This is a genomic window from Vibrio sp. MA40-2, from assembly GCF_047302445.1.
GTDB lineage: Bacteria > Pseudomonadota > Gammaproteobacteria > Enterobacterales > Vibrionaceae > Vibrio.
Genome location: NZ_CP178628.1, coordinates 952,262 through 965,926 on the forward strand (window position 1 = coordinate 952,262; position 13,665 = coordinate 965,926).

Annotated in this window: 13 protein-coding genes; 8 read left to right on the plus strand and 5 right to left on the minus strand. The window is 42.2% G+C overall.

Features of this window, described 5'->3' with window-relative positions:
- Positions 1-49 precede the first annotated feature (49 nt).
- The 8 genes from atpE (at position 50) to glmU (ending at position 7,274) form a co-directional block, all read left to right on the plus strand.
- Entirely contained in the window at positions 50-304 is a 255-nt protein-coding gene (gene atpE, locus ACLKML_RS11995; RefSeq protein WP_244358802.1) for a F0F1 ATP synthase subunit C, read from the plus strand.
- A 75-nt stretch (positions 305-379) separates the two neighbouring features.
- A complete protein-coding gene (gene atpF, locus ACLKML_RS12000) occupies positions 380-850 on the plus strand; it encodes a F0F1 ATP synthase subunit B (RefSeq protein ID WP_413285512.1) in 471 nt (156 codons plus the stop codon).
- 14 nt (positions 851-864) lie between these two features.
- A complete protein-coding gene (atpH, locus tag ACLKML_RS12005; RefSeq protein WP_413285513.1) occupies positions 865-1,398 on the plus strand; it encodes a F0F1 ATP synthase subunit delta in 534 nt (177 codons plus the stop codon).
- Between the two features lie 13 nt (positions 1,399-1,411).
- Positions 1,412-2,953, plus strand: a complete 1,542-nt coding sequence (gene atpA / locus ACLKML_RS12010) for a F0F1 ATP synthase subunit alpha (RefSeq protein WP_413285514.1) — start codon at positions 1,412-1,414, stop codon at positions 2,951-2,953.
- 64 nt (positions 2,954-3,017) lie between these two features.
- Entirely contained in the window at positions 3,018-3,884 is an 867-nt protein-coding gene (gene atpG, locus ACLKML_RS12015; protein ID WP_413285515.1) for a F0F1 ATP synthase subunit gamma, read from the plus strand.
- 34 nt (positions 3,885-3,918) lie between these two features.
- Positions 3,919-5,322, plus strand: coding sequence for a F0F1 ATP synthase subunit beta (gene atpD, locus ACLKML_RS12020; RefSeq protein WP_317718140.1), 1,404 nt, complete (start codon positions 3,919-3,921; stop codon positions 5,320-5,322).
- An 18-nt stretch (positions 5,323-5,340) separates the two neighbouring features.
- Positions 5,341-5,763: a F0F1 ATP synthase subunit epsilon gene (locus ACLKML_RS12025; protein ID WP_413285516.1), complete on the plus strand. Its 423-nt coding sequence runs from the start codon at positions 5,341-5,343 to the stop codon at positions 5,761-5,763.
- Positions 5,764-5,912: 149 nt separating this feature from the next.
- Entirely contained in the window at positions 5,913-7,274 is a 1,362-nt protein-coding gene (glmU, locus tag ACLKML_RS12030; RefSeq protein ID WP_413285517.1) for a bifunctional UDP-N-acetylglucosamine diphosphorylase/glucosamine-1-phosphate N-acetyltransferase GlmU, read from the plus strand.
- Between the two features lie 81 nt (positions 7,275-7,355).
- Here glmU and ilvA read toward each other — a convergent pair whose 3' ends face one another.
- From ilvA to ilvG, 5 genes are read right to left on the minus strand one after another with little or no spacing between them, the layout of a single operon-like run.
- Positions 7,356-8,900 (minus strand): threonine ammonia-lyase, biosynthetic, encoded by a 1,545-nt coding sequence (gene ilvA, locus ACLKML_RS12035; RefSeq protein WP_413285518.1) that lies wholly within the window; start codon positions 8,898-8,900, stop codon positions 7,356-7,358.
- 5 nt (positions 8,901-8,905) lie between these two features.
- Entirely contained in the window at positions 8,906-10,756 is a 1,851-nt protein-coding gene (gene ilvD / locus ACLKML_RS12040; RefSeq protein ID WP_413285519.1) for a dihydroxy-acid dehydratase, read from the minus strand.
- A gap of 20 nt (positions 10,757-10,776) precedes the next feature.
- Positions 10,777-11,730 (minus strand): branched-chain amino acid transaminase, encoded by a 954-nt coding sequence (locus ACLKML_RS12045; protein WP_413285520.1) that lies wholly within the window; start codon positions 11,728-11,730, stop codon positions 10,777-10,779.
- A gap of 14 nt (positions 11,731-11,744) precedes the next feature.
- Positions 11,745-12,014 carry an acetolactate synthase 2 small subunit gene (gene ilvM / locus ACLKML_RS12050; RefSeq protein ID WP_317718146.1) on the minus strand — a complete coding sequence of 90 codons (270 nt, stop codon included), beginning with the start codon at positions 12,012-12,014 and terminating at the stop codon, positions 11,745-11,747.
- A complete protein-coding gene (gene ilvG, locus ACLKML_RS12055; protein WP_413285521.1) occupies positions 12,014-13,660 on the minus strand; it encodes an acetolactate synthase 2 catalytic subunit in 1,647 nt (548 codons plus the stop codon). The genes ilvM and ilvG overlap by 1 nt, the downstream gene beginning before the upstream one ends.
- Positions 13,661-13,665 lie beyond the last annotated feature (5 nt).

Below are 13,665 nucleotides of genomic sequence, written 5' to 3' on the forward strand. Positions count from 1 at the left end.
AGCTTTTTTTAGGCACATATAAGCCAACAACTATAAATTGGAGATAGTAATGGAAACTTTACTGAGCTTTTCAGCAATCGCCGTAGGTCTGATCGTCGGTCTTGCTTCTCTTGGTACAGCGATTGGTTTCGCAATTCTAGGTGGTAAATTCCTTGAAGGTGCTGCGCGCCAACCAGAGATGGCTCCTATGCTACAAGTTAAGATGTTTATCATCGCGGGTCTACTTGATGCGGTTCCAATGATTGGTATCGTAATTGCACTACTATTCACATTCGCTAACCCATTTGTTGGTCAACTAGGTTAATCAATATAACAAAGTAAGCACTTTGTTGTTGAATAGCATTTTTTCGTTGGTGAACAAAATAGAGGGGTAGCTGTTGTGAATATGAACGCAACTCTGCTAGGTCAAGCAATAGCATTTGCACTGTTTGTGTGGTTCTGCATGAAATATGTATGGCCACCAATTATTGAAGCTATTGAAGAGCGTCAAAATAAAATAGCTGACGGTCTCTCTGCTGCAGAAAGAGCAGCAAAGGACTTGAATCTAGCTCAAGCCAACGCTTCTGAGCAACTAAAAGAAGCGAAGCGCACAGCAACTGAGGTCATTGATTCGGCGAATAAACGTAAAGCTCAAATTATTGATGAAGCTCGTGAGGATGCTCAGGCAGAACGCCAGAAAATCCTTATGCAAGCAGAAGCAGAAATTGAAGCAGAACGTAATCGTGCAAAAGATGATCTGCGCAAACAAGTTGCTACTCTGGCTTTAGCTGGTGCAGAGAAAATCCTAGAGCGCTCTATTGATAAAGATGCGCACAAAGATATTCTTGACAACATTACTGCGAAACTTTAAAGCGAGGGGTGCACATGTCTGAATTGACAACAATAGCACGCCCTTACGCTAAAGCAGCGTTTGACTTTGCGGTTGAAAAAGGGGCACTAGACCAATGGGGTCAAATGCTTACCTTTGCGTCTGAAGTTACAAGGAATGAAGATATAAAAGAGCTACTTAGTGGTTCTGTTTCTGCGGATAAACTCTCAGAGATCTTTATTGCCGTTTGTGGCGAACAGTTTGATGAATTTGGTCAAAACCTAATTAAGGTTATGGCTGAAAATGGCCGATTAATGGCTTTTCCTGATATATGCGATGAGTTTTTAGCTCTTAAACAAGAGTATGAAAAAGAAATGGATGTTGAAATTATTTCAGCGACCGAACTTTCTGAAAAACAACTTGCAGCAATCAGCAGCAAACTTGAGACGCGTTTTGAACGTAAAGTTAACCTGAATTGCAGTGTAGATGAGACCCTACTTGGTGGGGTTGTTATTCGAGCCGGAGACTTAGTCATCGATAACTCAACTCGCGGTCAGTTAGGCCGTTTGAGCGATGCATTGCAGTCTTGATGGGGATTGGAGCATGCAACTTAATTCCACAGAAATAAGCGACTTAATTAAACAACGTATCGAATCTTTCGAAGTTGTAAGTGAAGCTCGTAATGAAGGTACTATCGTATCGGTAAGCGATGGTATTATTCGCATTCATGGTCTAGCTGACGTGATGCAAGGTGAAATGATTGAACTACCGAATGGTCGATATGCACTAGCACTTAACCTTGAGCGAGACTCGGTTGGTGCGGTTGTTATGGGACCATATGCTGACCTTAAGGAAGGCATGAAAGTTACTGGTACTGGTCGTATTCTTGAAGTACCTGTTGGCCCTGAAATGCTTGGTCGTGTTGTAAATACGCTAGGTGAACCTATTGATGGTAAAGGACCAATTGAAGCAAAATTATCTTCTCCTATTGAAGTAATTGCGCCAGGTGTAATTGATCGTAAATCGGTTGATCAACCTGTACAAACTGGTTATAAGTCCGTCGACTCGATGATTCCTATCGGTCGTGGTCAGCGTGAACTTATCATTGGTGACCGCCAGACGGGTAAAACAGCGATGGCAATTGATGCCATTATTAACCAAAGAGATTCTGGTATTTACTCTATCTACGTAGCAATTGGTCAGAAAGCATCGACTATTGCCAACGTAGTACGCAAATTAGAAGAGCATGGCGCACTGGCTAACACTATTGTTGTTGTTGCATCTGCTTCTGAGTCTGCAGCGCTTCAATATTTAGCGCCATATGCAGGTTGTGCGATGGGTGAATACTTCCGTGATCGCGGTGAAGATGCTCTGATTGTTTATGATGATTTATCTAAGCAAGCGGTAGCTTATCGTCAGATCTCTCTACTACTTAAACGTCCACCAGGTCGAGAAGCTTATCCAGGTGATGTTTTCTATCTCCACTCACGTTTACTTGAGCGTGCTGCTCGAGTGAGTGAAGTGTATGTAGAACGTTTCACTAATGGTGAAGTAAAAGGTAAAACAGGTTCTCTAACTGCATTACCTATTATTGAAACTCAAGCCGGTGACGTATCAGCATTCGTACCAACTAACGTAATCTCGATTACAGATGGTCAGATTTTCCTACAGACTGAACTGTTCAGTGCAGGTGTTCGTCCTGCGGTTGACCCAGGTATTTCAGTTTCTCGTGTAGGTGGTTCTGCTCAAACGAAAATTATTAAGAAGCTATCTGGTGGTATTCGTACCGCACTAGCACAGTATCGTGAACTAGCAGCATTTGCTCAGTTCTCATCTGATCTTGATGATGCAACAAAACGACAACTAGACCACGGTCAGAAAGTAACAGAACTAATGAAGCAGAAACAATATGCTCCTATGTCTGTTTTTGATCAGGCTTTAGTTATCTTTGCTGCGGAGCGTGGATATCTACAAGACATCGAGCTGAATAAGCTTGCTGATTTTGAAGATGCGCTACTTTCGTTTGCTCGTAGCCAGTTTAGCGATTTTGTAAAAGAGATCGATACGACGGGTGCATACAATGATGATATCGAAGCACAGCTTAAAAAGCTGGTGGATGACTTCGTCGCAACCCAGACCTGGTAATTGATAATGAGTAGGTGGCCTTAGGGTCACCAATACTAAAGTTATCTAAAGAGAGAGTAATACGATGGCCGGCGCAAAAGAAATTCGTACTAAGATCGGGAGTGTAAAAAGCACTCAAAAGATCACGAAAGCGATGGAAATGGTAGCAGCTTCTAAAATGCGTCGTTCGCAAGACGCAATGGGAGCTTCTCGTCCATATGCTGAAACAATGCGTAAAGTGATCGGTCATTTGGCGAACGGTAACCTAGAGTATAAACATCCATACCTAGAAGAGCGTGAAGCCAAACGTGTTGGTTACATCATTATTTCAACTGACCGCGGCTTGTGTGGCGGCTTAAACATTAACTTGTTTAAGCAAGCTATGATAGATATGCAAGCGTGGAAAGAAAAAAATGCTGATATTGACTTAGCCGTTATCGGTTCAAAAGCAACGGCATTTTTTAACAACAGTGGCGCTAAAGTTGCTGCTCAAGTCTCTGGTCTTGGTGATACTCCAAGTTTGGAAGATTTGATTGGTTCTGTTGGCGTGATGTTGAAGAAGTATGATGAAGGCGAGTTGGATCGCTTATACGTAGTATTTAACAAGTTTGTTAATACTATGGTTCAGGAACCAACGATCGATCAATTATTACCTTTGCCGAAATCAGATAGCGAAGATATGAATCGCACTCATTCATGGGATTATATCTATGAACCTGAGCCTAAACCATTACTAGATGCACTATTGCTTCGCTATGTCGAATCTCAAGTGTATCAAGGCGTGGTAGAGAACCTTGCTTGTGAGCAAGCGGCTCGAATGATTGCGATGAAAGCAGCTACAGATAATGCAAGCGACCTGATTGAAGACTTAGAACTTGTGTATAACAAAGCCCGTCAATCGGCGATAACACAAGAACTGTCTGAAATTGTATCAGGTGCAGCAGCGGTTTAAGCTTAGGTAAAACTAATTAGTTAGAGGATTAACGATGGCTACAGGTAAGATCGTACAGATCATCGGTGCGGTAGTCGACGTAGAGTTCCCACAGGGTGAAGTACCTCGTGTATATGATGCTCTGAATGTTATTGAAGCGAAAGAACGTCTTGTTCTTGAAGTTCAGCAACAGCTTGGCGGTGGCGTTATTCGCGCAATCGTTATGGGCAGCTCTGATGGTTTACGTCGTGGATTAGTAGTAGAGAACACTGGCGCTCCAATCACTGTACCAGTAGGTACAAAAACTCTTGGTCGTATCATGAACGTTTTAGGTGATGCGATTGATGAGTGTGGTGAAATTGGTGCAGAAGAACACTATGCTATTCACCGTGCAGCACCAAGTTATGAAGAACAGTCCAATGTGTCTGAACTTCTTGAGACTGGCGTAAAAGTAATCGACTTAATTTGTCCATTCGCTAAGGGTGGTAAAATTGGTTTGTTTGGTGGTGCTGGTGTAGGTAAGACCGTTAACATGATGGAACTTATCAACAACATCGCACTACAACACTCAGGTCTTTCAGTATTTGCGGGTGTAGGTGAACGTACTCGTGAAGGTAACGATTTCTACTTTGAAATGCAGGAAGCAGGCGTTGTTAACGTTGAAAACCCTGAAGAGTCTAAAGTAGCAATGGTTTATGGCCAAATGAACGAGCCACCAGGAAACCGTCTACGCGTAGCGTTAACTGGTCTAACGATGGCAGAGCGTTTCCGTGATGAAGGCCGTGACGTTCTATTGTTTATTGATAACATTTACCGTTATACCCTAGCGGGAACAGAAGTATCGGCTCTATTAGGTCGTATGCCATCTGCGGTAGGTTATCAGCCAACACTTGCTGAAGAAATGGGTGTTCTACAAGAACGTATTACATCAACTAAAGCGGGTTCAATCACTTCTGTACAGGCTGTATATGTACCAGCGGATGACTTGACTGACCCCTCTCCAGCAACAACGTTTGCCCACTTAGATGCGACGGTAGTACTTAGCCGTAATATCGCAGCTATGGGTCTATACCCAGCTATTGATCCATTGGATTCGTCGTCAAGACAACTTGATCCATTGGTTGTAGGCCAAGAACATTACGACGTAGCTCGTGGTGTTCAGTCTACTCTTCAGCGTTATAAAGAGCTGAAAGATATCATTGCTATTTTGGGTATGGATGAGCTATCTGAAGATGATAAGCTTGTGGTATCTCGTGCACGTAAGATTGAACGTTTCCTAACTCAGCCTTATCACGTAGCAGAAGTATTTACAGGTGACCCAGGTATCTATGTATCTCTTAAAGAGACATTACGTGGATTCAAAGGTCTTCTTGCTGGTGAATACGATGACATTCCAGAGCAAGCGTTTATGTACTGCGGTACTATTGACGATGCTATTGAGAATGCTAAAAAGCTATAAGGCTAAATAGGAGGCTATATGGCAGCAATGACCTTGCACCTTGACGTTGTTAGTGCAGAGAAAGAGATTTTTTCTGGGCTAGTTGAAACGTTTCAGGTGACCGGGAGCGAAGGTGAACTTGGTATTTTCCATGGACACACTCCGCTGCTGACCGCTATTAAGCCTGGTATGGTGCGTATAGTTAAGCAACACGGCCACGAAGAAATAATTTATGTTTCTGGTGGTATTGTTGAAGTTCAGCCTGGTACAGCGACTGTATTGGCTGATACAGCAATTCGTGGTGAAGAACTAGATGCAGCGAAGGCTGAAGAAGCTAAACGTCAAGCTGAAGAGAAAATTAAAAATCAGCATGGTGATATGAACTTCGCGCAAGCGGCTAGTGAACTGGCTAAAGCTATTGCTCAACTTCGAGTAATCGAGTTGACAAAAAATAGACGTTAATCTCTCCTTTTTTATCTAAAAAATGAGAGTATTGCTACTAAAGGCGACCAATTGGTCGCCTTTTTGCTTTTTTAAGCTCGAATATATTTAACACGATTAGATGAAACAGTTAGAATTAACTCTTAAATAATAACAACAAGGCTAATTTTATGAGTTTCAGTGCAGTGATCCTAGCGGCGGGTAAAGGTACTCGTATGTATTCAAACCTACCCAAGGTACTACATACCTTGGCTGGTAAACCCATGGTTAAGCATGTTATTGATACCTGTAACGATTTAGGTGCAAAAAATATCCACCTTGTCTATGGTCACGGTGGTGATCTTATGCAGCAACAATTAAAAACAGAATCAGTAAATTGGGTATTACAAGCAGAGCAGTTGGGCACTGGGCATGCCGTTGATCAAGCCTCAAATAAGTTTGATGACGATGAAAAAGTATTAGTCTTGTACGGAGACGTGCCGCTTATTTCTTCTGAAACACTTGAAAATCTTCTTGATGCTCAACCTAGTAAGGGAATAGGTTTACTTACCGTGCTATTAGATAACCCAATTGGGTATGGTCGGATAGTGCGTGAAAATGGTTCTGTTGTTGCTATTGTGGAACAAAAAGATGCCTCAGAAGAACAACTGCTAATCAAAGAGATTAATACTGGAGTGATGGTAGCGACAGGTAGAGATTTAAAACGTTGGTTATCAGGGTTAAATAATAATAACGCACAAGGTGAATATTATCTTACCGATATTATTGCTGCCGCTCATGCAGAAGGTTGTGCTATTGAAGCGGTTCATCCAGCAAAAGAAGTGGAAGTTGAAGGGGTGAATAATCGGGTACAATTAGCTCGTTTAGAGAGAGCTTATCAACAAATACAAGCCGAAAAATTGTTAGAGCAAGGTGTTATGCTTCGAGATCCTTCTCGTTTCGATTTGCGTGGTCAGCTTCAATGTGGGATGGATGTAGAGATAGACGCCAATGTTATTATCGAAGGCAGTGTAAGTTTAGGTGACAATGTTATTATTGGTGCCGGTTGTGTCCTTAAAGATTGTGAAATCGATGACAACACGCTTGTACGCCCTTATAGTGTGATTGATGGTGCAACAGTAGGAGAAGATTGCACTGTTGGTCCATTTACCCGCTTACGTCCCGGTGCAGAGCTTAGAAATGATGCTCATGTAGGTAATTTTGTTGAAGTGAAAAATGGGCTTATCGGTGAAGGCTCAAAGGCTAACCATCTTACTTATATTGGTGACACGGTTATAGGTAAACGCTCTAATATTGGAGCTGGAACAATCACTTGTAACTATGATGGCGCTAATAAATTCAAGACTATTATTGGTGATGATGTGTTTGTTGGCTCTGATACTCAACTTGTTGCACCTGTTACGGTTGGCAATGGTGCGACTATTGGAGCTGGCACGACAGTAACAAAAAATATTGATGAAGGTGAGTTAGTTATTACTCGTGCGAAAGAGCGCAGAATAGAAAGTTGGCAGCGTCCAGTTAAGATCAAATAACTATTATTTAGCTAATTAATTAGACAAACAGTGGCTAGGTAAAAACGTCCATTGTTTGTCTACAATTAGAGTCATTTTATATTAAGACAAAAAGAACTTATAAGCTGGATTATCCGATTCATCTTTATAAGGATAATCTAACTCATGTAAATGAGCAGTAAAGCGTGCTAAATCTGATTCTTCAAGTTCAAAACCGCACAATACACGACCATAATCAGCACCTTGATTGCGATAGTTAAACAAGCTGATATTCCAATGAGTGCCAAGTGTACTTAAAAATTTAAGTAATGCGCCTGGGTATTCAGGAAATTCAAAACTGTATAATCTCTCTTCAAGGTTTTTGGCTGGTTTTCCGCCAATCATATAACGGATATGCAGTTTAGCCATTTCATCATCCGATAGGTCGATAACAGCGTACCCACCTTGTTTAAGATCGGCAATAATACTGTCTAGCTCTTCTTGACCACTTTGCAAACGAACACCAACAAAAATATTGGCTAGGCTTGCATCATTGTAGCGATAGTTAAACTCGGTAACCGCTCTGCCTCCAATGATTTGACAGAATTTAAAGAATGCGCCAGCTTCTTCCGGAATAGTTACCGCCAGTAATCCTTCACGTTTTTCACCTAATTCACATCTTTCTGATACATAACGTAAACCATGGAAATTCGTGTTGGCGCCGGAAAGAATTGTTCCCAGCTTGTTATTCTTGAGAGCATTCTGTTCAGCGAATTTTTTCAGTCCTGCTAAAGCTAGTGCACCAGATGGTTCGGCTATTGCTCTAGTGTCTTCAAAAATATCTTTAACTGCTGCACAAATTTCATCGCTTGATACCGTTATATGCCCATCAAGATACTGATTGCAAAGCCTAAAGGTTTCATCGCCAATACGTTTAACAGCAACGCCGTCGGCAAACATATTGATCTGGTCAAGTACAACCGGCTCGCCAGCATCTAGTGCGGCTTTCAAGCATGCTGATTCTTCTGGCTCTACGGCTATAACCTTAATATCTGGCATCAACTGTTTCACTAACACAGCTACGCCAGCGGCTAAACCACCACCACCAACAGGGACAAAAATATAATCTAAGTGGCCATTTTGCTGTAGCATTTCCATACCAATGGTACCTTGCCCTGCAATCACCAAAGGGTGATCGAAAGGAGGCACAAAAGTATAGTTATTTACCTCTGCCAGTCTTTCAGCTTCGGCTTTAGCTTCATCAAAGTTACTGCCATGTAATACCACTTGACCACCAAAGCTTTTTACCGCTTCAACTTTGATATCAGGGGTGGTTTTAGGCATAACAATAACGGCTTTAACCGATAATTTTTGGCCAGAAAGTGCAATTCCTTGGGCGTGATTTCCTGCTGAAGCAGCAATGACACCAGCTTGTTTCTGTTCTTCTGTTAGGCTAGAAACCATGTTATACGCACCGCGCAGTTTAAAAGAGTGAACAGGTTGTCTATCCTCTCTTTTTATCTGTACTTGGTTGTTAATTCGTTCCGATAGCCTAGGCATGTCTTGCAGTAAAGTAACGGTCGCCACATCGTATACTGGGGCTCTAAGGATATGGCGCAGATATTCTGCGCCACTCCTTGGAAGAGTCTCTGACGGGTATTCAGTCATTAAAATTAGTCTTCCAACATTGATTTATCTCGTACAGCACCTTTATCTGCGCTGGTTGCCATGCTTGCGTAAGCTTTAAGTGCAAAAGAAACTTCACGAACACGACTTTCTGGTTTCCAACCCAATTTATTTCGTTCAGTTCGTCGAGCTGTTAACTCATCTTCAGATACATCTAAAGTGATTGAACGAGCAGGGATATCGATAGTGATAATATCACCTTGGTTTACAAGACCAATTGTCCCTCCATTGGCTGCTTCTGGAGAAGCATGACCAATCGATAGGCCTGAAGTACCTCCAGAGAATCGACCATCAGTTAATAGAGCACATTCTTTACCTAACCCCATTGATTTAAGGTAAGTGGTTGGATAAAGCATTTCTTGCATTCCTGGTCCACCTTTAGGGCCTTCGTAACGAATAACAACCACATCACCTGCTTGTACTTTTCCACCTAGAATGCCTTCTACTGCATCTTCTTGGCTTTCGAATACGACAGCGGGTCCTTGGAATTTATGATTTTCTTCATCTACACCCGCAGTTTTAACGATACAACCGTCAAGGGCTATATTGCCTCTAAGAACGGCTAATCCCCCTTCTTGGCTGAACGCATTTTCTTTAGTACGAATGCAGCCATCTTTACGATCGTCATCTAGCGTATCCCAGCGACAATTTTGCGAGAACGCTTCTGTCGTGCGTATACCAGCTGGCCCCGCACGGAAAAAGGATTTAATCGCTTCTGATTGGCTTTGCATAATGTCGTATTGAGCTAATTGTTCTTGCATTGTTAAGCCTAATACCGTGTGCGTTTGGTTATTGATCAAGCCCGCTCGGTCGAGTTCACCAAGAATCGCCATTACACCACCGGCTCTATGCACATCTTCCATATGATATTTAGGAGTAGAAGGTGCCACTTTACATAGGTGAGGGACGCGACGTGACATGCGATCTATATCTTGCATATCAAATTCAATTTCACCTTCTTGAGCGGCCGCTAATAGGTGAAGAACGGTATTGGTTGAACCACCCATAGCAATATCAAGTGCCATCGCATTTTCAAAGGCTTTTTTGTTGGCTATGTTACGTGGAAGGGCCGACTCATCGCCTTGCTCATAATAACGTTTAGTCAATTCAACTACACGACGGCCTGCGTTAAGGAATAATTCTTTGCGGTCCGCGTGAGTCGCTAACATCGACCCATTACCTGGTTGACTCAAGCCCAATGCTTCGGTTAAACAGTTCATTGAGTTAGCAGTAAACATACCAGAACATGATCCACACGTAGGGCAGGCACTGCGCTCTATTTGTTCACTCTGTTCATCAGATACTGACGGATCGGCGCCTTGAATCATGGCGTCGACAAGGTCGAGCTTGATTATTTGATCTGAAAGCTTGGTTTTTCCTGCTTCCATTGGGCCACCAGAAACAAAAATAACCGGGATATTTAGACGTAATGCCGCCATCATCATTCCTGGAGTTATTTTGTCACAGTTTGAAATACACACCATTGCATCAGCACAGTGAGCATTAACCATATATTCAACGGAATCAGCGATGAGTTCTCTAGAAGGTAAAGAGTAAAGCATGCCACCATGACCCATTGCGATACCATCATCAACAGCAATGGTATTGAATTCTTTGGCTATACCGCCAGAGGCTTCTATTTCTCTTGCAACAAGTTGGCCCATATCTTTTAAATGTACGTGACCAGGAACAAACTGAGTGAATGAGTTAACAACGGCAATAATTGGCTTGCCAAAATCTTGCTCTTTTACGCCAGTGGCACGCCATAATGCACGAGCTCCAGCCATGTTGCGTCCATGAGTGGTTGTGGCGCTACGATATTTTTTAGGTGTAGACATTGTACTTAAATTCCTTCTATCTATTTCTCTGAGCCAACAGCATTTTGTGGGTAGATATAATCTAACCAGCCCCATTTATCTTCTGTTGTTCCGTTGAATAATCCAAAGAATGTCGATTGAATTACTTCGGTTATAGGTCCGCGTTTTCCTTCGCCAATCGTGATTTGGTCAACGCTTCTTACTGGGACGATTTCGGCAGCAGTACCAGTCATAAATATTTCATCAGCAAGATACAGCGCTTCACGCGCAATGTTTTCTTCTTTTACTTCATAACCCAGTTCTTTGGCTAAGATCATAATAGAATCGCGAGTTATACCTGGCAAAATTGCGCTGGTTGCTGGTGGTGTATGAAGAACTCCATTTTTGATAATAAAAATATTCTCTCCAGCACCTTCAGAAAGATAGCCATCAACACTTAATGCGATACCTTCTGCGTAGCCGTGACGACGAGCTTCACCACCAACTAATAAAGATGAAAGGTAATTACCACCAGCTTTTGCTGCGGTAGGAATGGTATTTGGTGCTGCTCTATTCCAGCTTGATATCATTGCATCAACACCACTAGCTAACGCTTCTTCACCTAAGTAAGATCCCCATGGAAAAGCCGCAATAATAAGATCCATTTCAGTGTCAGTTGGAGGACATACACCTAAGCCAACATTACCGATAAACCCTAGTGGTCTAATATAGGCTGATTTTAGTTTGTTTTCTCTTAGTGTTTCGCGACAAGCTTCCATAAGTTCATCAAGGCTATATGGAATAGGAAAACGGTAAATTTTTGCAGAATTTTTTAGACGTTGCATATGTTCTTTATGTCGAAAAACAATAGGACCATTTGGTGTATCGTAACAACGGATACCTTCAAAAACCGATGTGCCGTAATGCATTGCGTGGGTTAATACATGAACATTAGCGTCAGCCCATGGAACCATCTCACCATTAAACCAAATGTAATCCGCTGTATTTGTTGCCATTTTAGAGTCCTTCCTTAAATTTTATATGCACTGAGCATTTCATCTTTTTTCAGTCGCGTAGTATGAACGTTTGTCACATCCCAAAGCTTTTCAACTTGATTGGTAATTAGTGTAATGGGACGATCGCTGTCAACGACAAGTTCTATTTGTGCAACTTTACTCTCATGATTCTGTGTAGCAAGTATTTGCTTAATGGTAAAACCACGGTGTCTCACCACTCGAAGAATACGCTCAACCAAAACAGGTTTATCGTTGGCTTCAATTTTCAATAGGTATCTATCCATTAGGTATTCTCCAACATATCTTGGTTTGCTGCGCCCGGTGGAACAAGTGGCCAGACATTTTCTTCTTCATCAATAAGAACATGCAGTAGATAAGCCGTTTCACTGGCTAACATCTCTTCGAGTGCCGGACCGACTTCTTGTTTGGTAGTTATAGTTTTGCCAGGAATATTAAAGGCTGCGGCCAATGCTTGGAAATCAGGGTTATCATCTAAAATAGTTTCACTATGTCTGCCATCGAAAAATAGAGACTGCCATTGGCGAACCATACCTAAGCGTTGGTTGTTAAGCAGAATAATTTTAACCGGTACCTGTTTTCTTTTTATTGTACCAAGCTCTTGAATATTCATCATAAATGAGCCATCTCCAGTGATCAGTATGGATTGATCATCTGGGCGAGCTATTTTGGCACCTATTGCGGCAGGAAGACCGAAACCCATGGTACCTAACCCTGCAGAGGTAATGTAATTTTGTGGTTCCCTTGGCTGAATATGTTGAGCCGCCCACATTTGATGCTGGCCTACATCTGTAGAAATGATAGCACTATCAGGCATAGAGTCAGAAAGTTGCTTTAATAACAACGGCGCGTAGATCAGATCTCCTGGATGATCATAGCGCCATGTAAATTCTTTTCTGAGAGTAGAAGTATGGTTTAGCCAAGAAGAAATATCATGTTTTAACGAGAGTTGAGGCAGGATCACGTTAATATCGCATTGTAATGATGCATTGGCACGACGCAGTTTATTAAATTCAGCGGCATCGATATCGATATGGATAACTCTTGCATCTGGTGCAAATGAATCTAATCGTCCGGTGACTCTATCATCAAAACGAGCACCAACAACGATTAATAAATCAGATTCTTGTACAGTTAAATTAGCTGCTTTTGTACCATGCATCCCAACCATACCCAAGTAATACGGGTCATGCCGTTCTACACTACCTAACCCTTTTAATGTACTGACAGAAGGCATTGGATTATTTTGCAAAAATTCTCGTAGTGCACTTGTTGCTTTAGCTATCTGAACGCCACCACCAACATAAAGAACGGGTTTATCTGATTTATTGAGTAAGTTTTGTGCCTTTTCAATAGCTTCAGAAGAGGCGACAGGAATAGACGGTGGCTCAATAAATGGAAGAAGATGGGTAGGTGCTTCTGCTAACTGAACGTCTTTAGCAATGTCGACAACAACTGGGCCTGGTCTGCCTGATTTAGCCACTTCAAAGGCTTCGGCAAGAGTTGGTGCTAAATCTTCAATATCGGTAACTAAATAACTGTGTTTAGAGCAAGCTAAAGACATACCAATAACATCCATTTCTTGGAATGCATCGGTACCTATAAGCGGGGTAGCAACTTGGCCAGTAATAGCGACTAAAGGAACAGAATCAAGTAAAGCGTCAGCTAATCCTGTTACTAGATTGGTTGCACCGGGACCTGATGTAGCAAGGCAAACTGCCACATCTTGAGTTGAACGTGCCATACCAATAGCAGCCATTGCGGCACCTTGTTCATGTCGACACAGAATGTGCTCTACACCTCCGTCATAAAGGGCATCATAAATTGGCATGATTGCGCCACCAGGATAGCCAAATACTGTCGTTATCCCTTCTTGCTTAAGGGCTGCGACGACTAAATCTGAACCGTTCATAAAGC